The organism is Lysobacter zhanggongensis, from assembly GCF_046638635.1.
Taxonomy (GTDB): Bacteria; Pseudomonadota; Gammaproteobacteria; order Xanthomonadales; family Xanthomonadaceae; genus Novilysobacter; species Novilysobacter luteus.
This window is the reverse complement of record NZ_JBJXHK010000010.1, coordinates 24874-50513: the sequence shown is the minus strand read 5'-3', so window position 1 is coordinate 50513 and position 25640 is coordinate 24874. Positions and strand designations below refer to the sequence as shown.

Here is a 25640-nt window from a genome sequence, read left to right as displayed (position 1 = left end):
GGTCGATCCCGGCACGCCCGGCGAGCTGCTTCGCCGTCGCCCGGACATCGCGGCGGCCGAGCAGCGCCTGCACGCGGCGACCGCGCGGATCGGCGTCGCCACCGCCGACCTCTTTCCGCGCTTCACCCTCGGCGGACTCATCGGCAGCCAGGCGATCGACGCGGGCGATCTGTTCGAACGCGACAGCGAAACCCGGCTGGTCGCACTCGGGATCGACTGGTCGTTCCTCGACGTCGGCCGGGTGCGCGCGCGCATCGCGGCCGCCAATGCCGACGCCGCCGGCGAGCTGGCGCGCTACCAGAAGACCGTCGCACTGGCGCTGGAAGAATCCGAGAACGCGCTGGTCCGCTACCGCAATACGCGAATCGAGGACAGCCATCTGCAACAGGCCGCCGAGGACAGCACGCGCGCGGCGGGACTCGCCCGCCTGCGCTACGACGCCGGTGCCGCCGGCTTGCTGGAAGTGCTGGAGGCCGAACGGACCCGCCTGCAGGCGCAGGATGCCTTGGCCGACGTGCGCACCCGCGCGGCCATCGCCGCGATCGCGGTCTACAAGGCGATGGCGGGAGGTTGGCCCTCGCGGATTCCGGTGCGGGAGGATGTCGCCTCGACACGGTGAGCCGGCGTGCCAGGGAAGGCCCCCGACGGAGCATGTGAAAGTCGTCGTGCAACACGCGTTCAAGCTGCCGGCATCAAGCAAGAAGGGCCGCCTTTCGGCGACCCTTCTGCTTGTATAAAGTGGCGTCCCCACGGGGATTCGAACCCCGGTCGCAACCGTGAAAGGGTTGTGTCCTAGGCCTCTAGACGATGGGGACGCAGTGGTTTTTCGCACCGTTGGTCGACTGCTTTCACTCAGTCGGGTAACGAAGAACCATTTGAAATGGTGGAGCCAGGCGGGATCGAACCGCCGACCTCCTGCATGCCATGCAGGCGCTCTCCCAGCTGAGCTATGGCCCCACGGGGCTGGAAAGTCGACAAGCTTAAGGACGCTTCCCGAAGTCGTCAAGCAATCTTTTTGATCCCGGTGCGGATTTTTCCAGCCGGTGCCAGAGTGGCCAATCCGTGGCCGCGCTCGGACAGGTACTGGAGCCATTTGCCGAGGAAAGTGTTCATCCGCAGGCGATGCCCGACGAGCTCGGCCGGCGGCGGATACATGCCGATGACGTCCTGCCACCGGCGGCCGATGTAGCAATGGGTGGCCTCCACCTGGTGGGCATCGTGGTACTGCCGCAGGTATGCCGACGGATCGGGCTGGCCGGTCACCGGGTCGTGCATGGCATAGGTCAGTCGCAGCTCGGTGGTGTAGCGGTGCTGTTCCAGCACCTCGACCCGCAGGTCCAGTCCGTCGCCGACACTGGAGACGAAACACCCCGGCTCCAGCCCGGCCGGCGCGAACATCGTCGCGAGCCGACCGTGGTTCTCGTTGTACAGGGCCATCAGCCAGCCGAGGCGGCTCAGGGTGGGGATCCGCACGGGGCGGCGGGCCAGCGAGTTCATGGCCCGATGCTACACGGCGCCTGCCCTGCCCGGCAGCGTTGACGGGCCGGGTGGCCGGACGTAGGTTCAGGGTTTGCCCGGCCGCATTTCCGGGCGCCGTCTCAGAACATCTCCCGCCGGATGCCGAGGGTCGACAGCACCTTGCTGGAAATCTCCTCGATCGACGTGTGGGTGGTGCTGAGGGTCGGAATGCGTTCGGCGCGGAACAGCGCCTCGGCCTGCGCAACCTCCCGCCTGCATGTCTCGAGCTGTGCGTAGCGCGAGTTGGGCCGGCGCTCCTGGCGGATCTGCTGCAGCCGGACCGGGTCGATCGTCAGGCCGAACAGCTTCTGCCGGTACGCCCGCAAGCGCGGCGGGAGGCGGTCGTGCTCCAGGTCCTCCTCGGTCAACGGGTAGTTGGCCGCGCGGATGCCGTAGTGCAGCGCCAGGTACACGCAGGTGGGCGTCTTGCCGGCCCGCGACACCGCCACGAGGATCACGTCGGCATCCTCGTAGTCGATCGCCTGTCCGTCGTCGTGGGTCAGCGCGTAGTTCATCGCATTGATACGGTGGTGATACGCCTCGAAGTCGACGATCGCGTGGGCGCGTCCGACATGCCGCTGGCGGCTCTCCTGCAGCTCGCGCTCCAAAGGCTCGATGAACGGGGCGAACACGTCGAGCATCAGCGCCCCGCTGTCGGCCAGGGTCTCGCCGACCTCGCTGTCCATGCAGGAGTTGATGACGATCGGGCGGACCTCGTGCGTCTCGCCCGCCGCGCGGATGCGGTTTGCGGCCTCGCGCGCGCGCTCGATGCTGTCGACGAAGGAAATGCGCTCGCTGACGAACTTGGTGTCGGTGAACTGGGTAAGCAACCCATGGCCGATCGTCTCGGCGGTGATGCCGGTTCCGTCGGATACGTAGAAGACCGGCCGTACCACTGCCATCGGATTACCTCGCCAATATCGTCGATCTACAGGAAAACCCCGCCGGATCAACCTTGTATGGGTCCGGCGCAGGAGCGATCATATCCGCTTGGCCGCGCCGGTCGGCGTGTCGGACCCCTCGGAGACCCCGCTTGAACGAGAACATCCTCTGGCTGCACGCGTTGCGCCTCAACGACCTGGCCCGTGTCGGCGGCAAGAATTCCTCGCTCGGCGAGATGATCGGCAACTTGGCCAATCTCGGTGTTTCCGTGCCGGGCGGTTATGCCACGACGGCGGAGGCGTTCAAGGACTTCATTGCCCACAACGACCTGCACCAACGGATCTTCGACCGCCTGGCCTCGCTCGACGTCGAGGATGTTGGTGCGCTGACGCGTGCCGGTGGCGAGATCCGCGGCTGGGTGATCGACGCCCCGCTGCAGCCGGCGCTCGACAAGGACATCCGCGACGCCTACCGACAGCTGTGCGCGGAGAACGGCGGCGGCGACGTGGCCGTGGCCGTGCGCTCCTCGGCGACCGCCGAGGACCTGCCCGATGCGTCGTTCGCGGGCCAGCAGGAAACCTTCCTCAACGTGACCGGCGAGGACGACGTCGTCCTGAAGGTCAAGGAAGTCTTCGCCAGCCTCTACAACGACCGCGCGATCGCTTACCGCGTGCACCACGGCTTCAAGCACGAGGACGTGTTCCTGTCCGCCGGCGTGCAACTGATGGTGCGCTCGGATGTCGGTGCCTCGGGCGTGCTGTTCACCCTGGATACCGAGTCGGGTTTCCGCGACGTTGTGTTCATTACCTCCAGCTATGGGCTGGGCGAGATGGTCGTGCAGGGCGCGGTCAATCCCGACGAGTTCTATGTCTACAAGCCCACCTTGGCCCAGGGCAGGCCGGCGATCCTGCGCCGCTCGATCGGCGCCAAGCAGCTGCGGATGGTCTACTCCGACCAGCCCGGCGAGCGCGTGCGCACCGAGGACACGCCGGCCGAACTGCGCAACGCCTTCTCGATCTCCGACGAGGACGTGCACGAGCTGGCCCGGCAGGCACTCACCATCGAGAAGCACTACCAGCGTCCGATGGACATCGAGTGGGCCAAGGACGGCGTCAGCGGCAAGCTCTTCATCGTCCAGGCGCGCCCCGAGACGGTTAAGTCACGCGCCAAGGCGACCCAGATCGAGCGTTACCAGCTCGGCGAGCGTGGCCCGGTGGTCTGCGAGGGCCGCGCGATCGGCCAGAAGATCGGCAGCGGCGTCGCCCGGGTAGTGCGCTCGCTCGACGACATGGCGCGCGTGCAGCCCGGCGACGTGCTGGTTGCCGACATGACCGACCCGGACTGGGAGCCGGTGATGAAGCGCTCGGCGGCCATCGTCACCAACCGTGGTGGCCGCACCTGCCATGCCGCGATCATCGCGCGCGAGCTGGGCGTACCGGCCGTGGTCGGCACCGGCAACGCGCTGGATGCGATCCAGGACGGCCAGATGGTCACCATCAGCTGCGCCGAAGGCGACACCGGTTTCATCTACGACGGCGCCCTGCCCTTCGAGCGCCACACCGCCGACTTGGAGCACATGCCGCCGGCGCCGCTCAAGGTGATGATGAACGTTGCCAACCCGGAGCGTGCGTTCGACTTCGCGATGCTGCCCAACGCCGGCGTCGGCCTGGCGCGGCTGGAGATGATCATCGCCAGCCACATCGGCGTACACCCCAAGGCCCTGCTGGAGTACGACCAGCAGGACGCGGCGACGAAGAAGAAGATCGACGAGCGCATCGCCGGCTACGGCAACCCGGTGGATTTCTACGTCGACCGTCTTGCCGAAGGCATCGCGACCATCACCGCCTCGGTCGCGCCGAACCCGGTGATCGTGCGCCTGAGCGACTTCAAGTCCAACGAGTACGCCAACCTCATCGGCGGCAGCCGCTACGAGCCGCACGAGGAGAACCCGATGATCGGCTTCCGTGGCGCCAGCCGCTACGTCGATCCAAGCTTCGCCGAGGCGTTCGCACTGGAGTGCCGCGCGGTGCTCAAGGTCCGCCAGGAGATGGGCCTGACCAATTGCTGGGTGATGATCCCGTTCGTGCGCACCTTGGACGAAGGCCGCCGGGTGGTCGAGGTGCTGCGCGAGAACGGTCTTGAGCAGGGCAAGGACGGCCTGAAGATCATCATGATGTGCGAGGTCCCGTCCAACGCGCTGCTGGCCGAGGAATTCCTGGAGATCTTCGACGGCTTCTCGATCGGCTCCAACGACCTGACCCAGCTGACGCTTGGCCTGGACCGCGATTCCAGCATCGTCGCCCACCTCTTCGACGAACGCGACCCGGCAGTCAAGAAGCTCCTGGCGATGGCGATCCGGACCGCCCGCGAGAAGGGCAAGTACGTCGGCATCTGCGGCCAGGGCCCCAGCGACCACCCCGACCTCGCCGAGTGGCTGATGGACCAGGGCATCGAGTCGGTGTCGCTCAACCCCGACACCGTGGTGGACACCTGGCTGCGCCTGGCCAAGGCCAAGGCGAACGCCGGCTGAGGCCAGCGCCAATCCGCGGAAACGGAAAAGCCCCGCACATGCGGGGCTTCTTTCTTTACAGCGGCGTCAGCCTTCGGCAGGTTCCAGCCCGCCCAGCCGGCCCATGAAGAACCGGTAGTGCTTGAGCTCGGCAATCGAGTCATGCACGTCGCTGAGCGCGGTGTGCTTGGCCTCCTTGCCGACACCGGCCATCACCTCCGGTGCCCAGCGTCGCGCAAGCTCCTTGATGGTGCTGACATCGAGGTTGCGGTAGTGGAAATGCCGTTCGACCGACGGCATCAGCCGGTGCAGGAAACGCCGGTCCTGGCAGATCGAATTGCCGCACATCGGCGACGCACTCGCGGGGACCCACTGCGCGAGGAACTCGAGCGTCCTCGACTCCGCCTCGGCCATCGTCACGCCTTCCTCCAGCACCCTCGCCCATAGGCCGGACTTGCGGTGCTGGTTGCGGTTCCAGTCGTCCATGGCCTCCAGTTGCTGGAGTGGATGGCGGATGGCGAGTTCCGGGCCCTCCGCGAGCACCTCGAGGTTGGCGTCGGTAACCACGGTTGCGATCTCGAGGATCGAGTCGTTGTCGGTATCGAGCCCGGTCATCTCCAGATCGATCCAGATCAGTCGTTGTCCATTCCCTGCTCGTGTGCCCATGGGTCGCCGTCCGGTTGTCGAGGCGGCATGATATCCCACGCCTTCCCGTCCGACTGCGACGCCTGCCGGTGCCTCTACCGTGATCACGACCGACCCGGACTACGCCATCCTGACCGCGATGCTCGCCCCCGCCTTCTTCATGACGGCGACCGGGTCGTTGCTGATTTCCGCGAGCAATCGACTGGCTCGCGTGGTCGACCGGTTGCGTCAGCTGATGAAGGAAATGGAGCAGTCCACCGACCAGGACGAACTCGAGTGGCTGGACCACCGCATCTCCCGGCAACGTCGCCGCAGCCGGCTGATCCTGCGTGCCAACCAGCTGCTGTATCTGTCGCTGAGCCTGTTCGTGGGCACCAGCCTGATGGTGATGCTGGATGTCTTCCTGCCCTCGCCGGCTGGCGCGTTGCCGACCACCTTCGCGGGGCTGGGCGTGCTGGGCCTGTTCGCTTCCAGCCTGCTGATGTCGCGCGAGTCGACGATCGCCGTGGCGATCCTCAATGAGGAAATGGACCGCTCGCACACGCGCGTGCGCGTGCGCCGTCCGGCCTAGAGCGGCGGTTTGCCGCGCTTCCGTCGGAAGTAGTTGCTCAGCATCAGGCCCGCCTCGTCACCCAATACGCCGCCGGCGACGTCGATGCGATGGTTGTGGCGCGGGTCGGTCAGCAGCTCGAATACGCTCCCTGCGGCGCCGGTCTTGGGGTCGAATGCACCGAATACGACGCGGGCGATGCGGGCGTGGACCATGGCCATGGCACACATCGCGCATGGCTCGAGCGTTACGTAGAGCGTGCTGGCCAGCAGGCGGTGATTGCCCAGGTGGCGACCGGCCTGCCGCATCGCGATGATCTCCGCGTGCGCGGTCGGGTCGTGGTCACCGATGTTGCGGTTCCAGCCTTCGCCCAGGACTTCGCCATCACCCGACACGAGCACGGCGCCGACCGGGATCTCGTCGTCCTCGCGTTCGGCACGCACCGCCAGCGCGAGCGCGTGCCGCATCCAACCCTCGTCCCGGGCCCGCAGGTCCTGCAGGCCACTGGGCGTCGCGCTATCGGCGCCGCCCACCGGCTACTCCCACTCGATCGTGGCCGGGGGCTTGCCGCTGATGTCGTAGACCACCCGGGACACGCCGCGCAGCTCGTTGATGATCCGGTTGGACACGCGGCCGAGGAACTCGTACGGCAGGTGCGCCCAATGCGCGGTCATGAAGTCGATGGTCTCGACCGCGCGCAACGCGATCACCCACTCGTAGGCACGAGCGTCGCCAACCACGCCGACCGACTTGACCGGCAGGAACACCGCGAAGGCCTGGCTGGTCTTGTCGTACAGCCCCGCCTTGCGCAGTTCGTCGATGAAGATGTGGTCGGCCTTGCCGAGCAGTTCTGCGTACTCGCGCTTCACCTCGCCCAGGATGCGCACGCCCAGCCCCGGACCCGGGAACGGGTGGCGGTAGACCATCGTCTCCGGCAGGCCCAGCTCGACGCCGAGGCGGCGGACCTCGTCCTTGAACAACTCGCGCAGCGGCTCGACCAGGCCCATTCTCATGTGCTCGGGGAGACCGCCGACGTTGTGGTGGCTCTTGATGACGTGGGCCTTGCCGGTCTTGCTGCCGGCCGACTCGATCACGTCGGGGTAGATCGTGCCCTGCGCCAGCCACTTCGCGTTGCGCAACCGGTCGGCTTCCTCGTCGAAGATCTCGACGAACAGGTTGCCGATGATCTTGCGCTTGGCCTCCGGGTCGGCGACCCCTTCGAGCGCCTTGAAGTAGCGGTCGGCGGCATCTACGCGGATCACCTTGACGCCCATGTGCTCGGCGAACATCGCCATGACCTGGTCGCCTTCCTGCCAGCGCAGCAGCCCCGTGTCGACGAACACACAGGTCAGCTGCTCGCCAATCGCCTTGTGCAGCAGCGCGGCGACCACCGAGGAGTCGACCCCGCCCGACAGGCCAAGGATCACCTCGTCGTCGCCGACCTGCTCGCGTACGCGGGCGATCTGGTCGTCGATGATGTGGGCGGCGGTCCACAGCGTCTGGCAACCGCAGATCTCGGTGACGAAACGACGCAGCAGGGTCTGGCCCTGAAGCGTGTGGGTGACCTCGGGGTGGAACTGCACGCCGTACCAGCGCTTGTCTTCGTCGGCCATCGCGGCGACCGGGATCCGGTCGGTCTGCGCGGTCACGATGAAACCAGGCGGCGCGGTGGCGACGTGGTCGCCGTGGCTCATCCAGACATTCAGGCGTGGCTCGCCGCCGTGGTCCGACAGTCCGCCGAGCAGCGCATCGTGAGCTACGAGGTCCACTTCGGCATGGCCGAACTCGCGCGCGTCGGCGGCTTCGGTGCTGCCGCCTAGTTGCGCGGCCAGCGTCTGCATCCCATAGCAGATGCCGAGGATCGGCAGGCCGGCGTCGAACACCTCCTGCGGCGCCCGCGGCGCACCCGCCACGGTGGTCGACTCCGGGCCGCCCGAGAGGATGATGCCCTTCGCGCCGTAACGGGCGATCTCCGCCGGGTCGTGGTCCCACGCCCAGATCTCGCAGTAGACGCCGATCTCGCGGATGCGGCGGGCGATCAGCTGCGTGTACTGCGCGCCGAAGTCGAGGATCAGGATCTTGTCGGAATGGATGTCGGTCATGGGTCAGCCGGCGCGGTAGTTCGGCGGTTCCTTGGTGATCTGCACGTCGTGCACGTGGCTCTCGCGCGTGCCGGCGTTGGTGACCCGGACAAACTGCGGCTGCTTGCGCATCTCGTCGATGGTTGCGCAACCGACGTAGCCCATCGTGGCGCGCAGTCCGCCGGTCAGTTGGTGGACCACGCCACGCAACGGGCCGCGGTACGGGACGCGGCCTTCGATGCCTTCGGGTACGAGCTTGTCGGCGTCGCTGGCGTCCTGGAAATAGCGGTCCTTGGAACCCTTCTCCATCGCCGCCAGGCTGCCCATGCCGCGGTAGTTCTTGTAGCTGCGGCCCTGGAACAGCTCGGTCTCGCCGGGCGACTCCTCGGTGCCGGCAAACAGGCCGCCGACCATCACCGTCGACGCACCGGCGGCCAGCGCCTTGCCGATGTCACCCGAGTAGCGGATTCCGCCGTCGGCGACCAGCGGGATACGGTCCTGCAGCGCCTCGGCGACCATGTCGATGGCGGTGATCTGGGGCACGCCCACGCCGGCAACGATGCGGGTGGTGCAGATCGAGCCTGGGCCGACGCCCACCTTCACCGCATCCGCGCCGTGGTCCATCAGGGCCAGTGCGGCATCGCCGGTGACGATGTTGCCGCCGATGACCTGCAGTTGCGGGAAGTTCTTCTTGACCCAGCGGACGCGCTCGAGCACGCCCTGCGAATGGCCGTGCGCGGTGTCAACCACCACCACGTCGACGCCGGCCGCGGCCAGCGCCTCGACCCGGGATTCGGTGTCGCCGCCGACGCCGACCGCGGCGCCGACCAGCAGGCGCTCGCTGCTGTCGTAGGCGGCGTTGGGGTTGTCGGACTTCTTCTGGATGTCCTTCACCGTGATCAGGCCGCGCAGTTCGAACGCGTCGTTGACCACCAGCACCTTCTCGATGCGGTGCTTGTGCAGCAGGCCGAGCACCTCGTCGTCGGCCGCGCCCTCCTTGACCGTGATCAGGCGTTCCTTGCGGGTCATGATGTTGCGGACGGGATCTTCCGGGCGCGTCTCGAAACGCATGTCGCGGCTGGTGACGATACCGACCAGCTGCCCGCCATCGACCACCGGCACGCCGGAGATGTTGCGCTCGCGGGTCAGCTTGAGCACGTCGGCGATGCTGGTCTCGGGTCCGACGGTGAACGGCGACTTGATGACGCCGGCCTCGAACGTCTTGACCTGCGCCACCTGCGCGGCCTGCTGGGCCAGCGTCATGTTCTTGTGCAGGATGCTCAGGCCGCCAAGCTGCGCCATGGCGATGGCGAGGCGGGCTTCGCTCACGGTGTCCATGGCCGCCGACAGGATCGGCAGGCGGATGGTGAGGTCACGGGTGACGCGGGTGGAGAGCGAGACGTCCTTCGGAAGGACGGTCGAATGCGCGGGGACGAGCGATACGTCGTCGAAAGTCAGCGCTTCAGCCTGGATGCGCAACATGGGCGGGCCCGGGGAGGATGAAGCGCGTCATTCTACCGCGTTCGGGGCCCCCGCATGCGCGTGCCGGCCACCCGGGATCCCAGCCGGTCAGGCGCCGGAGGCCTTGTCGGCCGCCTCCGCCGCTTCCAGCGTGTTCTGCATCAGGGTCGCGACCGTCATCGGCCCCACCCCACCCGGCACCGGAGTGATCCAGCTGGCCCGGCGCGAGGCCGCCTCGAACCCGACGTCACCGACCAAGCGGCCGTCGTCGAGCCGGTTGATGCCCACGTCGATCACCACCGCGCCGGGCTTGACCCACTCACCGGGGATCAGTTGCGGGCGCCCGACGGCGACCACGAGGATATCGGCGCCCCGCACGGCGGCCTCCAGCACGTCCGGCGGCGTGAACTTGTGGCAGGACGTGGTGGTGCAGCCGGCGATCAGCAACTCCAGGGCCATTGGCCGGCCGACGTGGTTGGAAACGCCCACCACGGTCGCGCTGGCGCCGCGGACCGGGCGATCGGTGTAGGCCAGCAGCGTCGTGATGCCGCGCGGCGTGCACGGACGCAGGCCGAACTGGCGCAGCGCCAGGTGGCCCACGTTCTCCGGGTGGAAGCCGTCGACATCCTTCGCAGGGCTGATCCGGTGGATGAGGGCCGTGGCGTCGCGACGGTCGGGCAAGGGCAGCTGGACCAGGATGCCGTGCACGTCGGGATCGGCGTTGAGCCGATCGATGAGTGCGAGGAGTTCGTCGTCGCCGGTGTCGGCGGGGAGGTCGAAGTCGATCGCGCGGATGCCGACCTTCTCGGCGGCACGGCGCTTGTTGCGTACGTACACCGACGAAGCCGGATCGCTGCCGACCAGCACAACCGCCAAGCCCGGCGGTTTGCGCCCGTCGGCGACGCGGGCGGCTACCCGTGCCTTGAGATTGTCGAGCAGGTCCTCGGCGATGCCCTTGCCATCCAGGATGCGGGCGGTGGCGGGCATGTCGGTCATGGAGGAGCGGGCCTGCGGTCAATGCGGCCTGCCATTATCACTGATCGACCGGTGGAGATGTCCCGGCCGGGCAGCGAGGTACGCCGGAGCCGACGACGCACTGCACACAACACTGCACGGGGGCGGCCTGCCCCGGCCCGGGAAGCGCCTGCGCCGGTGCAGCCACGGGCCGCAGCGACGGGTCCAGCTTCAACAGCGCGGCCCAGTCCTGGCGGTTGAAGCTGCAGCCGGCCTCGTTTGCCGGCGAGCATGCCGGGGTCCCGCGCGGCAGCCCCCAGATGCGGCCGTCGCGGTTGAGCGGAAGGATCCGCGTCGTCACGCTGTGCAGCACGTTGCCGCCCACCAGTTGGAGCCGGCCACCACCGGCGGCGACCACGATCTCGCAATGCATCGGCAGGGACGCCGTCGGATTGCCGGCCAGCCACGATCGCAGGCCGGCATGCCCCATCGGCGATGCGCCGCGGACATAGCACAGCATGTCGCCGGCCGTGGGGGAGGCGTTATCGGGGTCGACCAGCCGGTACGGTCCGGTGCCCGATCCCGTGTACGCATTGCGCACGTAGTCGACGTGGCGCGGAGACGGCTGGAACCCCGGCACGCCCGCGCGCACCATCACGAACGAAATGAACGCCGCCGACCAGGGCTGGTCGATGACGAAGGCGCGGCAGTCCGGCGCCGGATAGGCCAGTGATCCCGCCCGCGCGCAGGTGCCCGCACCCGGGAAGGCATTCATCTCCCACAGCAGGCCGCTGCCACGCCAGTACTCGGCGACGCGTTTCCAGGCCGGGGTCGCACCATCCGCGAGCACACCGGCCTCGGCTTCCGTCATCGACATGCTCGCAAGGTGTCCCTGCGCGTTGATGAAAGGCTCGTACCAGAGCAGGCTCTCCTGGCAGGCCATTGTCGCGATGCGCTCGCCGAGGGTGTCGGCAGGGACGGGAGCAGCGCCCGTGCAGTTCGCGGACGCCCTGTCCGCGGGCACCAGCGACAGTGCCAAGCACGCCGCGGCCAGCCAGGCCCATCGCCATCCCGTTGTCGCCATCGATCACTCTCCGCCGTGCGTCTATCCCCGCATGGTCCGGGCGTCGCGTGAGCGGGAGGTGCAGCCGCACCTGTGCGCTGCGGTCAGCCCGCGCAGAACTGCTGGTAGTCGATGTACCCGGGGAACGGTACGCCTGGTGCACAGACGGTGCAGCCGGGATCGGCCTGCAGGCGGGTCTCGTGGAAGCGCATCGACAGCGCGTCGAACTGCAGCAGCCGCCCGGCCAGCGGCTCGCCGATGCCGAGGATGAGCTTCACGACCTCGGTTGCCTGCAGCATTCCGATGACCCCCGGGAGCACGCCCAGCACGCCGGCTTCGCTGCAGTTCGGTGCGGCCTCCGGCGGCGGGGGTTCGGGGAACAGGCAGCGATAGCACGGCGCCTGGCCGCGGTGGCGCCCCGCATCGAAAACGCTGACCTGGCCATTGAAACGATGAACCGCCCCGTACACCAATGGCTTGCCAAGCTTCACGCAGGCGTCGTTGAGCAGGTAACGCACCGGGAAATTGTCCGCGCCGTCGAGCACCACGTCCGCATCCGCGATCAGCCTTTCGACGTTCTCGGCGGTGATGCGCTCGCGCATGCCGATGACGCGGATGGTCGGATTGAGCGCTTCCAGCGACATGCGGGCCGACTCGACCTTGGGCACGCCGATCCGCGCGTCGGTGTGCAGGATCTGCCGCTGCAGGTTGCTGCGGTCGACCACGTCGTCGTCTGCCAGGCGCAGCGTGCCGACGCCGGCCGCGGCGAGATAGTAGGCGGCCGGGGAACCCAGTCCGCCGGCGCCCACCACGGCGACCGTCGCCTGTTGCAGCCGTCGCTGACCGGCCTCGCCGACCTCGGGCAGGCGGAGGTGCCGCGAGTAGCGGTCGTTGAAGTCCAGGTCACCGTGGGCGACCACCAGTGGCAGGTCGTCGAGCCGCCACTGGCGCGTGCCACCTTCGACCGACGCGACGCGGCGATAGCCGGCCTGCGCCAGAGCCTCGGCCGCCTGGAGGGATCGCCCGCCCACCTCGCAGATGAGAACGATCTCGCGATCGGCGTCGGGCAACACCGCCCCGGGGGCGGCTTCCAGCTCGCCACGCGCCACGCCCAGCGCCCCTTCGGCCATGCCGAGTGCGCGTTCGTGCGGCTCGCGGACATCGATGAGCACGGCACCCCCGAGCTGGCGGCGACGGGCCTCGGCTGGGGTGATGGTGTCGACCGCCATGTGCTGCCCGGCTCCTACTTGCCCCGCTTGACGTGCCGGATCAGGCGGCGCTTCTTTGCGACCTGCTTGTCGGTCAGCACGTTCTTCTTGCCCTCGTACGGGTTGCTGCCTTCCTTGAAAATGAAGCGCACCGGCGTGCCGACCAGCTTGAAGCGCTTGCGGAAGAAGTTCTCCAGGTAGCGCTTGTAGGTTTCGCTCAGGGTACGCAGGCGGTTGCCGTGAATTGCGAACGTCGGCGGGTTGCTGCCCACCGGATGCGCGAATCGCAGCTTGGCGACGTGGCCACGCACCACCGGCGGTGGGTTGGCCTCGTAGGCGATCTCCACCGCGCGGGTGATCTCGCTGGTGCTGAACTCGCGCGTGGCCGACTCATGGGCCCGGTGGATGGCGTTGAACAGCTCGCGCAGGCCCGAACCGTGCTTGGCGCTGATGCGCACCGCCTCGGCCCAGTCCACGAAGGAAAGCTTGCGGGCCAGCAGCGCTTCGGCCTGCTGGCGCTGGTAATCGCTCTGCCCGTCCCACTTGTTGACCGCGACCACGAGCGCGCGGCCGGCGTCGAGCGCGTAGCCCAGCACACTGGCATCCTGGTCGGTGACGCCCTCGCCGGCATCCAGCATCACCACCGCGACCTGGCACTGCTCGATCGCCTGCAGGGTCTTGATGATGGAGAACTTCTCGACGGCCTCGTCGACACGCGACTTGCGGCGCAGGCCGGCAGTGTCGATCAGGCGATACAGGCGCCCGTCGCGCTCCATGTCGATGGCGACCGAGTCGCGGGTCGTGCCGGGCACGTCGGACGCGATCATCCGTTCCTCGCCGAGCAGGCGGTTCACCAGCGTGGACTTGCCCACGTTGGGGCGGCCGATGAAGGCGACCCGGATGCGCGACGGATCGGTGTCGAGCTCGCTGGTCGCGCCCTCCTCCGGCAACCGGGCGACGATCTCGTCGATGAGGTCGTCGATGCCCTGCCGGTGCGCCGAAGAGGTCGCGACGACGTCGCGGATGCCGTAACGGGCAAACTCGTTGATCGCCGCCTCGGTGTCGATGCCGTCGGTCTTGTTGACAACCAGCACGGTCGGCCGCGCGGTCTTGCGCAACCAGGCCAGGATCTCGTCGTCCATCGCCGAGGCGCCCTCGCGCCCGTCCACGATGAACAGCACCAGGTCGGCCTCGGTCGCCGCCGCCCGCGCCTGGCGGGTGGTGGCGCCGACCAGGCCTTCGTCCTCGCCGGCGATGCCCCCGGTATCCACCAGTGCGAAGTGGCGCTGTCCCTCGGGCCGGCACACGCCGTAGTGGCGGTCGCGCGTCACCCCCGGCTGGTCGTGGACCAGCGCGTCGCGGGTACGCGTGAGCGCGTTGAACAGGGTGGATTTGCCGACGTTGGGTCGACCAACGAGCGCGACGAGCGGAAGCATGGATTCAGCCGGTTGGGGGCGTAATGCGGAAGGCGATGCGGCAAACATACCGCGTCGACACGTGGAGTCGCCGGTCCCCGGAAACAGGGACGGCGGCCGGACGGACGGTGTCGTCCATTATCGGCCGCCGTCCCGGGTTTTCGCCAATCGGTTACTGGGCGACGCGGAAGGCGCTCAGTTCGCCGTCGACGTCCTGCACGACGAGGATGTCGCCATCCACCACCGGCACGCCGCGCAGGGCATCGCCGCCGGCGCGGGCACGGGCGACGAATGCGCCGGTCCCGAGGTCCATCCAGTGCAGGTAGCCGTCGTAGTCGCCGACGACCGCGTAGCCGCCGTGGATCGCGGGTGCCGTCAGGTTGCGACGGGCCAGGGCCGCCTGGGTCCAGAGCGCGGTGCCGCCGCGCTTGTCCAATCCATGGACGCTGCCGTCGGGGGAGCTGACGACGACCACGCTGTCAGCGGCGGCGACCCGGCCGGGGCCGCCATGGTCGCTGAGCCACATCGGCTGGCCGGACGGGGCATCGATGGCCATCGTGCGGCCGTCGTAACTGGTCGCCAGCAGCGTGGTGTCGTCCAGGACCGGGGTACCGTCGACGTCGGCCATGCGGTCGAGCTCCGTGCGCCCTTCCTGCTGGCCCACCGCCTGCTCCCACAGCGGACGCCCGTCGGCGGCGGCCAACGCGGCCACGCTGCCATCGTCGCTGCCAACGAAAACATAGCCCGGGCCGAGCACCGGTGCGTCGTTGCCACGGACCGACAGCGATGGCACGTCGCGGTTCCAGAACCAACGGCGTTCGCCGGTGGCCGCGTCAAACGCGGTCAGCCGACCGTCGTTGGAGCGGACGAACACCATCCCCAGCCCGACCGCGGGCTCTGCGATGATCTCGTTGCCGACCTTTGCCCGCCAGCGCTCCTCACCGGTGGCCGCGTCGAGGGCGATCACGTCGCCGTCGAGGCTGCCGACCGCGACCAGGCCCTCACCAACACCGGGACCGCCACTCAGGCGCAATTCGCTTTCGTAATGCCAGACGCGCTTGCCGGACTGCAGCTCGAACGCGTGCACGCCGCCTTCGACCGCAGCCGCGTAGACCCGACCGTCGGCGATGGCCGGATGCTGACGCGCGCCCAGCGCGCCCTCGCCCTTGCCCGCGTCCACCGACCACAGCTCGCTGACGGATGCGGTCGGGGTGAATTCGGTCAGTGCGGCCGGCTTGGTGTTGTCCTTGTCCTTGCCGTCGAACCATCCCTTGACGGTGCTGCAGCCGGAAACGGCGAGCACGCAGAGCGCCAGCGCGGAAACGCGCAGCACGGCCGCCGGCGCGGATGCGCCGGAAAGCGGAATCGATACTTGCTTCATCAGGACTTCGCCTCGGGGGTGGTGGGCGTACCGCCGACTTCCATCAGCTTGAGCTCGAGCAACTGGCGCTGCGGCGCGGCGACGTCGAGTGCCGCCAATGCCTGCGCGTAGTCCTCGCGCGCCTGTTCGGTCCGGCCCAGCGCCTGCTGCGCGTCGCCACGGACCTCCAGCGCGGACGGCGTGCTTGCATCGGCAAGCGATGCCAGCGCCGCATCGGCCTGGTCGGTCGCGATCAGCAACCGGGCCAGCCGCTGGTTGACGACGTCGGCCACGGCCGGGTTGCCCGGTTTGATCGCGCGTAGCGTCACGATGGCCTTGTCGATTTCACCGGCGTCGACCTGGGCGGCCGCCAGCTCGAGCGCGGAGAGGTTGGCGAACACGCCATCTTCCAGCGCTGCGACCTTGGCGGCGGCCTGCTCATCATTGGCTTCGATTGCGCTGACCGCAGCGTGATAGCTGTCGGCCGCGGCGAGGTCCTGCTGCAGGTCGTGCTGCTGCCACCACTTCCAGCCGCCAATGGCCGCCAGGCCCAGGACGATGCCGCCAATCAGGCCGGCGCCGTTGGTACGCAGCCACTCAAGGACGCGTTCGCTTTGTTCGTGTTCGTCGAGCAGGTCGTCTATTGCCATGCGGTAGCTGCTATCCCGCCCCGGCCGTGGGCCGGAGTCGATTGATTACGGACGAGCCCGCAGGGCGGGCCGGTGGGTCGGACCCGTCGGGTCAGTCGACGACCGGCGCGAGGGAACCCTCAGAGGATAGCGTAAAGCGGGCCACGTTCGCGCGGCTGAATGGCGCCAGGTCCACAGGCTCGCCTGCGCTGAGCACCTTCACCGCAGAGGTGTTGCCGAGGACGATGCGACCGACCTCGCCCTTGTCGTAGGTGCGGCGATCGCCGGCATCCAGCAGACCCTTCTCCAGCGAGCTGCCGTCGGGCGCAAACACCTGCACCCAGCTTTCCCCCTCGAACGCGAGCGACAGTGCTGGCGCCGACTGGCGCTGGGCCGGCGCGCCGCGCATGGTGCCCATCGAGGCGATCAGCGGCGTGCGCTGGGGGGTTGCAGCCGGCTCGGGCCGGGAGGCCTCGGCCAGTGACGCCGGCACGTCCAGCGATTCGACCTGCGGGTCGTTGGAAAGGTGCGGATGGGTCGCCAGCCACACCGGCACGGCAATGACCGCGGTGATCGCGATGTACACCGCACGCCGGGTGCCCTGCTCCAGCAGGTGGCGGTACCGGGGGATGTGGCTGTGGCTGACCAGCTCGGGCGGTGCGACAGGACCAACCTGGGACTGGACGAGGTCGGCCTCCAGGTCGATGCGCATCAGGCGCGCATAGCTGCGCAGCTGCCCGCGGACGAACACCGGGGCGCCGATGACGGCCCAATCGTCGGATTCAAGTGCATCGATGACCCGCACAGGCATTTTCAGCCGGGCGGAAACCTGCTCGCGGGACATGCCCGCCTGCTCCCGTGCCTGCCGAAGGCGGGCGCCACAGCTGTCGCCGCCCTCTGGCGTCGTCTGGTTCGACTGCATCATCGTTTCCCGTCATCCCCTGTTCCGGAGCCCGACGTCGCCGGGAACTCCGCCCGCAGCCGTTGAACGTATCGGTCGGCGGCCTCCTTGTCGCCGAGTTTCTGTTCGATTTGTGACGCAAGCAACAACGCGGCCGGATCCGCCGGTGCCGCCGCCAGCCGACGCTGCGAGAACGCGCGCGCCTGGAAGGCCCGGCCGGCGCTGAACTCGTGGCGTGCCATCGCACCCAATGCCACCGGGTTCTCAGGATCGGACTGCAACGCGGACTCCAACAGCTCGACCCCCGCTTCGGCCTGCCCAGCATCGATCGCGCAGGCGCCGGCGTTGGCCATCGCAGTGGTCCGGCGCGGATAATTGGGGTCGGCCAACGCCCGCTGGAACCACTCGAGCGATTCGACCGGGCGGCCATTCGCGCACAGCCAGGTGCCGTAGTTATTGAACATGGCGCCCTGGTGCGGCGCCAGCTCCACGGCGCGGCGATAATGATCCCCCGCGCTGGCGACCTCGCCCCGCCGGTCGGCGACAACCGCCCGTACGGTGTGGGCCGCCGCCGAGCCCGGGTCCTGCTTCAGCGCCTCGTCGGCGAACGCGCCCGCCTCGTCGATCCGACCGGCAGCAAACGCGGCCTGGGCCTGTTGCAACGCCTTGCGGGCACCGTCCTGGCGATTATCGGTGCGGATGTCCAGTTCCGGTGCGGTGCGGTGGAAGTCGCCCCGCCCGAGGTCGGGTTTTACGAAGGTGAGGCGGTTGCAGCCTGAGGCAGCCAGCAGCATCAATACGCACAACCCCCACTCCACACGCCGTGCAGTGCCGCGCTCAAGCGGCCGCATCGTCGATCCCCCGCTCCGCGAGTGTCTTGCGGAACTCCGCCTGGCGACGAGTCCTGTCCATCACCTGGCCCTTGAGCTGCCCGCAGGCGGCATCGATGTCGTCACCGCGGGTCCGGCGGACGGTCGTCAGCACGCGCGCATCCTGCAGCAACTTCTGGAACGCGCGGATGTCGTCCTCCGGCGACCGCTCGAACTGCGTGCCCGGGAAAGGGTTGAACGGAATCAGGTTGACCTTCGCGGCGTCCTTCATCTGGACCGCGTTGTCGAACTGCCGCATCAGCCGAGCGAGCTCGCGCGCATGCTGGGGCTGGTCGTTGACGCCCTTCATCAGGGTGTACTCGAAGGTGATCGAGGAGCGCGGCTTACGCTTGACGTAGCGCTGGCAGGCCGCCATCAGCTCGGCGATCGGGTATTTCTTGTTGAGCGGAATCAACTCGGTCCGCAGCGCATCGTTGGGCGCATGCAGCGACACCGCCAGCGAGACATCGCTGGCCTGGCCGAGCTGGTCGATCTGCGGGACCAGACCGGAGGTCGACAGGGTCACCCGCTTGTTGGCCAGGCCGTAACCCAGGTCGTCGCGCATGATGCTCATCGCGCGCACGACGTTATCGAAATTCATGAGCGGCTCGCCCATGCCCATCATCACCACGTTGGTCAGCTTGCGCTGCTGGTGCGGCAGGTTGCCGAGCTGGCGGGCGGCAATCCAGACCTGGCCGATGACCTCGGCGGTGGTCAAATTGCGGTTGAAGCCCTGGGTGGCGGTGGAGCAGAAGGTGCAGTTGAGCGCGCAGCCCACCTGGCTGGACACGCACAGCGTGCCGCGGCCCTTGTCGGGGATGTAGACCGCCTCGATGGCGTTCTTCGGGTCCATGCCGATCAGCCACTTGATGGTGCCGTCGGTGGAAGGCTTCTCCAGCAGGACCATCGGCGCGCGGACTTCGGCGTGCTCGTGCAGCTTGGCGCGCAGCGCCTTGCCGAGGTCCGTCATCTGGTCGAAATCGGTGACGTAGCGGTGGTGGATCCACTTCATCACCTGGTGCGCGCGGTAGCGCTTCTCGCCCAGGACGTTTTCGAAGAAGTCCTCGAGCGAGACGCGGTCGAGGTCGAAGATGTTGGTCTTCGACCCCGCCGCGGCATTGCCGGCCTTGTCTCCCGCAGGCGCTGCCGTGCCCCGCGTGGCCGCTTCGGGCGATGCGGTGGCGAGGACGATGTCGATGGCGTTGTCGCGGGTGGTCATGGCCTGGTGTTACGTGTTGATCAGCGAGCGTAGACGTCCGTCGCCGGGAAGAAGTACGCGATCTCGTTCGCGGCGTTCTCCAGGCTGTCCGAACCGTGCACGGCGTTGGCGTCGATGCTGTCGGCAAAGTCCGCGCGGATGGTGCCGGCGGCGGCGTCCTTCGGGTTGGTGGCACCCATCAGGTCGCGGTTCTTCAGCACCGCACCCTCGCCCTCCAGCACCTGGATCATCACCGGGCCGGAAATCATGAACTCGACCAGCGCACCGAAGAACGGACGCTCGCGGTGGACGGCGTAGAACCCTTCGGCCTCCGCCTTGGACAGGTGCTTCATCTTCGAGGCGACGACCTTCAGGCCGGCCTTCTCGAAACGGGTGTAGATCTCGCCGATGACGTTCTTGGCGACGGCATCGGGCTTGATGATGGACAGGGTGCGCTCCAGCGCCATGGGGATGTCTCCGGTTGGCGGGTCGCGGCCGTCATGAGGTATCGGTACGCGCCCGAGGATAACAGAAAAACCCGCGTCAGGACGCGGGTTTAGCCGATATGGCTGCGGTAATGCTACCGGATTGGCGGTCGGGATTGCACGGATTTTCGCTTATCCGCCGGTGCCGGCATTTGACGGTTCACTTGCATCGGCCTAGCATCAAACAAGCGTTTGATTCATGACGAGCCCGCGACCCCGAGATGGCCACCACCACCCACTTCTCCACCAAGGACCGGATCCTCGGCGCCGCCGAGGAACTGTTCGCCCAGTTCGGGTTTGCCGGCACCTCGCTCCGCCAGGTCACCAGCCGCGCCGATGTCAACATCGCAGCGGTCAACTACCACTTCGGCAGCAAGGAAAACCTCGTCAACGAGGTGTTCCGCCGTCGCATGGACGACATGAGCCGGCAGCGGATCGACGCGCTGAAAGCCGCCACCACGCAGCATCCCGGCGAGCTGGAGCCAATCCTCGCGGCTTTTGTCGAGCCCGCCCTGGCGCTTGCGCAGGACCGCCACGGCGGCGGTGCGTTCGTGCGGGTTGTCGCCCGCGCTTACGCCGAGAAGAACGACACCCTGCGCAAGTTCCTGTCCGACCACTACGGGCATGTCCTGCGCGAGTTTGCCAAGGCGATTGCGGGCTGTGTCCCCGGCCTGAGCAAGGAAGAGCTGTACTGGCGGCTGGATTTCCTGGCCGGCGCGCTGACCTACGCGATGGCCGATTTCGGCCTCATCAAGCGGCCGGCCGGCGTCGGCGAGAAAGCCCACCGCGAACGCTGCGCGCGCGAGTTGATCCGGTTCGCGGCCGCCGGATTCAAGAGCTGAACCCCGTATTTCCATGGAGTTACAAGACATGTCTGACAAATTGCTTGTACGTCGCGCAGCGGTGCTTGGCGCGGGCGTCATGGGCGCGCAGATCGCCGCCCACCTGACCAATGCCGGGGTCGACACCGTGCTGTTCGACCTCCCGGCCAAGGAAGGTGACCCCAACGGCATCGCCAACAAGGCGATTGCGGGCTTGGCCAAGCTCAACCCGGCGCCGCTGGCGGACAAGGCGCTCGCCCGGCGCATCACCGCGGCCAACTACGACACCGGCCTGGCGTTGCTGGAGGATTGCGACCTGGTGATCGAGGCGATCGCCGAGCGGATGGACTGGAAGCAGGACCTGTACCGCAAGATCGCCCCGCACGTGCCGGCCCACGCGGTGCTGGCCAGCAACACCTCCGGCCTGGGCATCAACAAGCTTGCCGAGGTACTGCCCGAGGAGATGCGCCACCGCTTCTGCGGCGTGCACTTCTTCAACCCGCCGCGCTACATGCACCTGGCCGAGCTGATCCCGGCGCGCAGCACAGACGCAGCCGTGCTGCGGGGGCTGGAGGCATTCCTGACCACGACGCTCGGCAAGGGCGTTGTGATCGCCAAGGACACACCGAACTTCATCGGAAACCGCATCGGCGTGTTCTCGATGCTGGCGGCGATGCACCACACCACGCAGTTCAAGCTGGGCTTCGACACCGTTGACGCGCTGACCGGCCCGGCGATCGGCCGGCCGAAGTCGGCAACCTATAGGACCGCCGACGTGGTCGGGCTGGACACCATGGTCCACGTCATCAAGACCATGGCCGACACCCTGCCGGAAGACCCGTGGCACAAGTATTTCAAGGCCCCCAAGTGGCTGTCGGGCCTGGTCGACAAGGGCGCGCTCGGTGCGAAGACCGGTGCCGGCTTCTACACCAAGAAGGGCAAGGACATCCTGGTGTTGGATGTGCAGGCTCAGGACTACCGCGCTTCCGACACCAGCTTGGACCCCGAAGTCGCCGCGCTGCTGAAGGAGCGTGACCCGGCCGCGAAGTTCGCGGCCCTGCGCGCCAGCGCGCACCCGCAGGCGAAGTTCTTGTGGAGCTGCTTCCGCGACACCTTCCATTACAGCGCCTACCACCTCAAGGACATCGCCGAGACCGCGCGCGACGTCGACTTCGCGATGCGCTGGGGCTACGGCTGGTCCGTCGGTCCGTTCGAGAGCTGGCAGGCCGCGGGCTGGAAGCAGGTTGCCGAGTGGATCGCCGAGGACATCGTCGCCGGCGACGCGATGAGCAGCGCCTCCCTGCCCGATTGGGTGTTCGACGGCCGCGACGCGGTGCACACCAGCGACGGGAGCTACAGCCCCGGCCGCGACACCCTGGTGCCGCGCTCGTCCAACCCGGTGTATGCGCGCCAGCGCTTCCCCGACGCGTTGCTCGGCGAGAAGGCGTCCCAGGGCCGCACCGTGTTCGAGAACGAAGGCGTGCGGATGTGGATCGACCAGGGTGCCGACGGTGCGTCCGACGACATCGCGGTGGTCAGCTTCAAGACCAAGATGCACACGGTCAACGACCACGTCCTCAATGGCTTGCAGGAAGCGGTGCGGATCGCCGAACGCGACTTCCGCGGGCTCGTGATCTGGCAGCCGAAGGAGCCGTTCTCGGCAGGGGCGGACCTGGCCGGCGCGCTGGGGCTGCTGCAGGCGGGCGACGTGGCGGGCTTCGACGCGATGGTCGCCAACTTCCAGCGCACCAGCCAGGCGATCAAGTACTCGCTGGTGCCGGTGGTGGCGGCGGTGCGCGGCCTGGCGCTCGGCGGCGGCTGCGAGTTCCAGATGCACTCGGCCCGCACCGTGCTGGGGCTGGAAAGCTACATCGGCCTGGTCGAGGCGGGCGTCGGCCTGCTGCCGGCCGGTGGCGGCCTGAAGGAGCTGGCCGTGCGTGCGTCCGACGCGGCGGGCCCCGACGGTGACGTGTTTGCCGGGCTCAAGACCGTGTTCGAAACCGTGGCGATGGCCAAGGTCGCGACCTCGGCGATGGAAGCCAAGTCGCTCCAGCTCGCGCGCAAGGACGACGTCGTCGTCTTCAATGCGTTCGAACTGCTGCACGTGGCCAAGGCGCAGGCCCGTGCGCTGGCCGAATCGGGATACCGCCCGCCCCTGCCCGCCCGCGCGATCCGGGTTGCCGGCGATGTCGGCATCGCGACGTTCAAGATGATGCTGGTGAACATGCTCGAGGGCCGCTTCATCTCCGCCCACGACTACGAGATCGCCACCCGGATCGCGACCGTGCTGTGCGGCGGCGAAGTCGACCGGCATTCGGTGGTTGATGAAGCCTGGCTGCTGCGACTGGAGCGCGAACATTTCGTGGCACTGGCGCAGATGCCCAAGACCCAGGAACGCATCGCCCACATGCTCAAGACCGGCAAGCCGCTGCGCAACTGAGCGACGACGAGGACATACAGATGACCAAGCAAACCGCAAACAGGCAAGTCCAGGACGCCTACATCGTCGCCGCCACCCGTACACCGGTCGCCAAGGCACGTGGCGCGTTCCGCAACACCCGCCCCGACGACATGCTCGCCCACGTACTCAAGGCGGTGGTCGCGCAGGCGCCGGGGATCGACACCAGTCGCATCGAGGACGCCATCATCGGCTGCGCGATGCCTGAGGGCGAGCAGGGTATGAACGTCGCGCGCATCGGCGTGCTGCTCGCAGGGCTGCCCAACACCATCGCCGCGCAGACCATCAACCGGTTCTGCTCCTCGGGGCTGCAGGCGGTCGCGCTGGCGGCGGACCAGATCCGCCTGGGACAGGCCGACCTGGTACTGGCCGGCGGCACCGAGTCGATGACGATGGTTCCGATGATGGGCAACAAGGTCGCCCTGGCGCCCAGCGTGTTCGAGAAGGACGAGAACGTGGCGATCGCCTACGGCATGGGCATCACCGCCGAGAAGGTCGCCGAGGAGTGGAAGATCAGCCGCGAGGACCAGGACGCGTTCGCGCTCGAGTCGCATCTGAAGGCACTGCGTGCAATCGAGGCCGGCGAGTTCCGCGACGAGATCTCGCCGCTGGAGGTGGTGTCCCACCTGCCCGACCTCGACGGCAACACGATTCGACTGCGCAGGACCCTGGTCGATACCGACGAGGGCCCGCGTGCCGGCTCGACGATCGAGGGGCTGGCGAAGCTGCGGCCGGTCTTCCGGAATGGCCAGTTCGGCGGCACCGTCACCGCCGGCAACAGCTCGCAGATGTCGGACGGCGCCGGCGCCGTGCTGGTGGCGTCCGAGCAGGCGATCAAGGACTACGGCCTTACCCCGCTCGCGCGCTTCGTCAGCTTCTCGGTGGCCGGCGTGCGCCCGGAGGTGATGGGCATCGGCCCGATCGCGGCGATTCCCAAGGCACTGCGTCAGGCCGGCCTCACCAAGGACCAGCTCGACTGGATCGAGCTCAACGAAGCATTCGCTGCGCAGGCCTTGGCCGTGATCCGTGACAGCGAGCTCGACCCCGCCAAGGTCAATCCGCTGGGCGGCGCGATCGCGCTCGGACACCCCCTCGGAGCCACCGGCGCGGTGCGTACGGCGACCATCGTGCATGGCATGCGCCGCCGCCAGCAGAAGTACGGGCTGGTGACGATGTGCATCGGCACCGGCATGGGCGCCGCCGGTATCTTCGAGGCGCTCTGACCCCGGGCCGGTCGGGGAAAGCGGGTCACACACCGTGCCCGCTTCCGGCGGGTAACAGCCGGGGATTCGTGGCGGGTCAGTCCTCCCCGGCCGCTGCCCTGCCCCGGGATTCACGCCAGTCGCGCCATGCATCGAGCGACTGCGCCCACCAGTAGCTGAGCTGCGCAGCCGCCAGTCCGGCGGGCTTTGCGGCCGTGACCAGCCCAAAGTCGGCAAGCCCGCGCCAGCGGGTATCACCTTCCGCGATTGCCGACGCCAGCAGTTCGCCGGCAAAGGTGGTGGGCGCTACGCCGTGGCCGCCAAAGGCCTGTGCCAGCCACAAGCCCGGCTCGACCTGGCCGATCTGGGGCATCTGGTGGCGCGCGTAGCTCATCAGTCCGGACCAGGCCTGCTCGATGCGCACGTCGCCCAACTGCGGGAAGACACGGAGCATGTCCCGTCGCAGCAGGCGCTCGACCTCGTGCGGCGGCCGGTCCCGTACCGAGATGCGCCCGCCCCACAGCAGCCGTGAATCGGGCAACGGGCGGTAATAGTCGAATGCAAAGCGGGTGTCGTAGACCGCCGCCGGGGTCGACATCACCTCCTGCAAGCGCGGGCCAAGCGGCTCGGTGGCCATGACGTAGGTGGCGATCGGCATGACACCCGCATCGACCTCGCGGCGCAATCCGGCCAGGTAACCGCCGCACGCGAGAACAACCTCGTCGGAAAGTACTTCGCCGTCCGCGGTGCCGATCCGCCAGCCGGGCCCCACCCGCTCGAGCGAGACGGCCGGTGTGTGCTCGTGGATCGCGACGCCGCCAGCGCTCGCCACAGCGGCAAGCCCGGTGATGTACTTGAGCGGATTGAAGTGGAATGCCCGAGGCTCGAACAACGCGTCTCCGTATCGCGTGGTGTGCAACCGGTCGCGAAGTTCGCGGCGGTCGACCCACTCCCAGTCGACGCCGTAGACATCGGCAAGCATGCGCTGGCGGGCAAGCAGCACCGCCGGGTCGTCGAACCAGTTGGCCCACAGCACCCCGGCCTGCGTGTCATCGCACGTGATCCCGTACCGCCGGATCCGGTTGCGGATCGTCTCCACGGCCTCCACGGTGCCGGCGTACAGCTCGCGCGCACGCTGTTTGCCCGATGACTGGAGCAAACGCTCTTCGCCCAGGGAAAACCCGCCGAAGACAAACCCGCCATTGCGCCCTGACGCGCCGTGGCCCACCGCGTGGGCTTCGAGCAGGACCACATCCTGCATACCGCGCTCGACCAGTCCCAGGGCGGTGTTCAAACCCGCGAATCCGCCGCCGATGACGCAGACGCGTGCCTGCCTGCGACCACCCAGTTCCGCGTAGTGCCCGGCGCGAGCCAGCGTGGCCTGGTAGTAGGAGCTCGTCACACCACCAGTCAGCCGCCGGTGGCGCCGGT

Annotated in this window: 23 protein-coding genes and 2 tRNA genes; 6 read left to right on the top strand and 19 right to left on the bottom strand. The window is 68.1% G+C overall.

Annotated features, from left to right (window positions below):
• Positions 1 to 619, top strand: a 619-nt coding sequence (locus ACKVMH_RS03425) for a TolC family protein (protein ID WP_412699227.1), incomplete at its 5' end; no start/stop codon positions are given.
• Positions 620 to 739: 120 nt separating this feature from the next.
• Here ACKVMH_RS03425 and ACKVMH_RS03420 read toward each other — a convergent pair.
• The 4 genes from ACKVMH_RS03420 to ppsR form a co-directional block, all read right to left on the bottom strand.
• A tRNA-Glu gene (locus tag ACKVMH_RS03420) sits at positions 740 to 815 on the bottom strand.
• Between the two features lie 66 nt (positions 816 to 881).
• Positions 882 to 957: transfer RNA gene (locus ACKVMH_RS03415), tRNA-Ala, on the bottom strand.
• Between the two features lie 45 nt (positions 958 to 1002).
• Positions 1003 to 1497 (bottom strand): DUF1249 domain-containing protein, encoded by a 495-nt coding sequence (locus ACKVMH_RS03410; protein ID WP_215217973.1) that lies wholly within the window; start codon positions 1495 to 1497, stop codon positions 1003 to 1005.
• A 101-nt stretch (positions 1498 to 1598) separates the two neighbouring features.
• Positions 1599 to 2420 (bottom strand): posphoenolpyruvate synthetase regulatory kinase/phosphorylase PpsR, encoded by an 822-nt coding sequence (ppsR, locus tag ACKVMH_RS03405; RefSeq protein ID WP_412699226.1) that lies wholly within the window; start codon positions 2418 to 2420, stop codon positions 1599 to 1601.
• Positions 2421 to 2551: 131 nt separating this feature from the next.
• Between ppsR and ppsA the strand changes: the two genes are divergently transcribed.
• Entirely contained in the window at positions 2552 to 4930 is a 2379-nt protein-coding gene (gene ppsA, locus ACKVMH_RS03400) for a phosphoenolpyruvate synthase (protein ID WP_412699225.1), read from the top strand.
• 66 nt (positions 4931 to 4996) lie between these two features.
• Here the strand turns inward: ppsA and orn are convergent, their stop codons facing one another.
• Positions 4997 to 5575, bottom strand: a complete 579-nt coding sequence (gene orn / locus ACKVMH_RS03395; protein WP_412699224.1) for an oligoribonuclease — start codon at positions 5573 to 5575, stop codon at positions 4997 to 4999.
• Positions 5576 to 5654: 79 nt separating this feature from the next.
• Here orn and ACKVMH_RS03390 point away from each other — a divergent pair, with 79 nt between their 5' ends.
• Positions 5655 to 6125 (top strand): DUF2721 domain-containing protein, encoded by a 471-nt coding sequence (locus ACKVMH_RS03390; RefSeq protein ID WP_412699223.1) that lies wholly within the window; start codon positions 5655 to 5657, stop codon positions 6123 to 6125.
• Here the strand turns inward: ACKVMH_RS03390 and tadA are convergent.
• The 13 genes from tadA to ndk form a co-directional block, all read right to left on the bottom strand.
• Positions 6122 to 6604 carry a tRNA adenosine(34) deaminase TadA gene (tadA, locus tag ACKVMH_RS03385; protein ID WP_412699229.1) on the bottom strand — a complete coding sequence of 161 codons (483 nt, stop codon included), beginning with the start codon at positions 6602 to 6604 and terminating at the stop codon, positions 6122 to 6124. The two genes, ACKVMH_RS03390 and tadA, sit on opposite strands and share 4 nt — an antisense overlap.
• 36 nt (positions 6605 to 6640) lie before the next feature.
• On the bottom strand, positions 6641 to 8206 hold the full coding sequence (guaA, locus tag ACKVMH_RS03380; protein ID WP_412699222.1) for a glutamine-hydrolyzing GMP synthase: 1566 nt from the start codon (positions 8204 to 8206) through the stop codon (positions 6641 to 6643).
• Positions 8207 to 8209: 3 nt separating this feature from the next.
• Positions 8210 to 9667 carry an IMP dehydrogenase gene (guaB, locus tag ACKVMH_RS03375; protein WP_412699221.1) on the bottom strand — a complete coding sequence of 486 codons (1458 nt, stop codon included), beginning with the start codon at positions 9665 to 9667 and terminating at the stop codon, positions 8210 to 8212.
• A gap of 87 nt (positions 9668 to 9754) precedes the next feature.
• Complete coding sequence (gene folD, locus ACKVMH_RS03370) at positions 9755 to 10642, bottom strand: bifunctional methylenetetrahydrofolate dehydrogenase/methenyltetrahydrofolate cyclohydrolase FolD (protein ID WP_215217965.1); 888 nt, start codon at positions 10640 to 10642, stop codon at positions 9755 to 9757.
• 37 nt (positions 10643 to 10679) lie between these two features.
• Positions 10680 to 11684 (bottom strand): DUF2272 domain-containing protein, encoded by a 1005-nt coding sequence (locus tag ACKVMH_RS03365; protein ID WP_412699220.1) that lies wholly within the window; start codon positions 11682 to 11684, stop codon positions 10680 to 10682.
• A gap of 83 nt (positions 11685 to 11767) precedes the next feature.
• Complete coding sequence (moeB, locus tag ACKVMH_RS03360; protein ID WP_412699219.1) at positions 11768 to 12892, bottom strand: molybdopterin-synthase adenylyltransferase MoeB; 1125 nt, start codon at positions 12890 to 12892, stop codon at positions 11768 to 11770.
• Positions 12893 to 12906: 14 nt separating this feature from the next.
• A complete protein-coding gene (der, locus tag ACKVMH_RS03355) occupies positions 12907 to 14307 on the bottom strand; it encodes a ribosome biogenesis GTPase Der (RefSeq protein ID WP_215217962.1) in 1401 nt (466 codons plus the stop codon).
• Positions 14308 to 14458: 151 nt separating this feature from the next.
• On the bottom strand, positions 14459 to 15667 hold the full coding sequence (gene bamB / locus ACKVMH_RS03350) for an outer membrane protein assembly factor BamB (RefSeq protein ID WP_412699218.1): 1209 nt from the start codon (positions 15665 to 15667) through the stop codon (positions 14459 to 14461).
• Positions 15667 to 16296 carry a YfgM family protein gene (locus ACKVMH_RS03345; protein WP_215217960.1) on the bottom strand — a complete coding sequence of 210 codons (630 nt, stop codon included), beginning with the start codon at positions 16294 to 16296 and terminating at the stop codon, positions 15667 to 15669. Before ACKVMH_RS03345 ends, bamB begins: the two co-directional genes overlap by 1 nt.
• Positions 16297 to 16387: 91 nt before the next feature.
• The gene (locus ACKVMH_RS03340) at positions 16388 to 17197 is read right to left on the bottom strand and encodes a helix-turn-helix domain-containing protein (RefSeq protein WP_412699217.1); all 810 of its coding nucleotides are present in this window, start codon (positions 17195 to 17197) and stop codon (positions 16388 to 16390) included.
• Positions 17197 to 17970, bottom strand: coding sequence for a type IV pilus biogenesis/stability protein PilW (pilW, locus tag ACKVMH_RS03335; protein WP_412699216.1), 774 nt, complete (start codon positions 17968 to 17970; stop codon positions 17197 to 17199). The genes ACKVMH_RS03340 and pilW overlap by 1 nt, the downstream gene beginning before the upstream one ends.
• Before the next feature lie 43 nt (positions 17971 to 18013).
• Positions 18014 to 19264, bottom strand: a complete 1251-nt coding sequence (gene rlmN, locus ACKVMH_RS03330; protein WP_215217957.1) for a dual-specificity RNA methyltransferase RlmN — start codon at positions 19262 to 19264, stop codon at positions 18014 to 18016.
• A gap of 20 nt (positions 19265 to 19284) precedes the next feature.
• Positions 19285 to 19710 carry a nucleoside-diphosphate kinase gene (gene ndk, locus ACKVMH_RS03325; RefSeq protein ID WP_215217956.1) on the bottom strand — a complete coding sequence of 142 codons (426 nt, stop codon included), beginning with the start codon at positions 19708 to 19710 and terminating at the stop codon, positions 19285 to 19287.
• Positions 19711 to 19949: 239 nt separating this feature from the next.
• Between ndk and ACKVMH_RS03320 the strand changes: the two genes are divergently transcribed.
• Genes ACKVMH_RS03320 through ACKVMH_RS03310 form a run of 3 tightly spaced genes read left to right on the top strand, consistent with a single transcriptional unit; the run spans position 19950 to position 24230 of the window.
• Positions 19950 to 20570: a TetR/AcrR family transcriptional regulator gene (locus ACKVMH_RS03320; protein WP_412699215.1), complete on the top strand. Its 621-nt coding sequence runs from the start codon at positions 19950 to 19952 to the stop codon at positions 20568 to 20570.
• A gap of 28 nt (positions 20571 to 20598) precedes the next feature.
• Positions 20599 to 22989, top strand: coding sequence for a 3-hydroxyacyl-CoA dehydrogenase/enoyl-CoA hydratase family protein (locus ACKVMH_RS03315; RefSeq protein ID WP_412699214.1), 2391 nt, complete (start codon positions 20599 to 20601; stop codon positions 22987 to 22989).
• 20 nt (positions 22990 to 23009) lie between these two features.
• On the top strand, positions 23010 to 24230 hold the full coding sequence (locus ACKVMH_RS03310) for an acetyl-CoA C-acyltransferase (RefSeq protein WP_412699213.1): 1221 nt from the start codon (positions 23010 to 23012) through the stop codon (positions 24228 to 24230).
• A gap of 76 nt (positions 24231 to 24306) precedes the next feature.
• Here ACKVMH_RS03310 and ACKVMH_RS03305 read toward each other — a convergent pair whose 3' ends face one another.
• On the bottom strand, positions 24307 to 25611 hold the full coding sequence (locus ACKVMH_RS03305; RefSeq protein ID WP_412699212.1) for an NAD(P)/FAD-dependent oxidoreductase: 1305 nt from the start codon (positions 25609 to 25611) through the stop codon (positions 24307 to 24309).
• Positions 25612 to 25640: the final 29 nt, after the last annotated feature.

Bases quoted from the DNA above. Each gene is read 5' to 3' on its own strand.
- ACKVMH_RS03340 (WP_412699217.1), bottom strand. From the start codon at position 17,197: ATGCAGTCGAACCAGACGACGCCAGAGGGCGGCGACAGCTGTGGCGCC.
- ppsR (WP_412699226.1), bottom strand. From the start codon at position 2,420: ATGGCAGTGGTACGGCCGGTCTTCTACGTATCCGACGGAACCGGCATC.
- ndk (WP_215217956.1), bottom strand. From the start codon at position 19,710: ATGGCGCTGGAGCGCACCCTGTCCATCATCAAGCCCGATGCCGTCGCC.
- rlmN (WP_215217957.1), bottom strand. From the start codon at position 19,264: ATGACCACCCGCGACAACGCCATCGACATCGTCCTCGCCACCGCATCG.
- pilW (WP_412699216.1), bottom strand. From the start codon at position 17,970: ATGCTGCTGGCTGCCTCAGGCTGCAACCGCCTCACCTTCGTAAAACCC.
- moeB (WP_412699219.1), bottom strand. From the start codon at position 12,892: ATGGCGGTCGACACCATCACCCCAGCCGAGGCCCGTCGCCGCCAGCTC.
- ACKVMH_RS03315 (WP_412699214.1), top strand. From the start codon at position 20,599: ATGTCTGACAAATTGCTTGTACGTCGCGCAGCGGTGCTTGGCGCGGGC.
- orn (WP_412699224.1), bottom strand. From the start codon at position 5,575: ATGGGCACACGAGCAGGGAATGGACAACGACTGATCTGGATCGATCTG.
- ACKVMH_RS03345 (WP_215217960.1), bottom strand. From the start codon at position 16,296: ATGGCAATAGACGACCTGCTCGACGAACACGAACAAAGCGAACGCGTC.
- folD (WP_215217965.1), bottom strand. From the start codon at position 10,642: ATGACCGACATGCCCGCCACCGCCCGCATCCTGGATGGCAAGGGCATC.
- ACKVMH_RS03410 (WP_215217973.1), bottom strand. From the start codon at position 1,497: ATGAACTCGCTGGCCCGCCGCCCCGTGCGGATCCCCACCCTGAGCCGC.
- ACKVMH_RS03320 (WP_412699215.1), top strand. From the start codon at position 19,950: ATGGCCACCACCACCCACTTCTCCACCAAGGACCGGATCCTCGGCGCC.
- ACKVMH_RS03365 (WP_412699220.1), bottom strand. From the start codon at position 11,684: ATGGCGACAACGGGATGGCGATGGGCCTGGCTGGCCGCGGCGTGCTTG.
- der (WP_215217962.1), bottom strand. From the start codon at position 14,307: ATGCTTCCGCTCGTCGCGCTCGTTGGTCGACCCAACGTCGGCAAATCC.
- guaB (WP_412699221.1), bottom strand. From the start codon at position 9,667: ATGTTGCGCATCCAGGCTGAAGCGCTGACTTTCGACGACGTATCGCTC.
- guaA (WP_412699222.1), bottom strand. From the start codon at position 8,206: ATGACCGACATCCATTCCGACAAGATCCTGATCCTCGACTTCGGCGCG.
- ACKVMH_RS03310 (WP_412699213.1), top strand. From the start codon at position 23,010: ATGACCAAGCAAACCGCAAACAGGCAAGTCCAGGACGCCTACATCGTC.
- bamB (WP_412699218.1), bottom strand. From the start codon at position 15,667: ATGAAGCAAGTATCGATTCCGCTTTCCGGCGCATCCGCGCCGGCGGCC.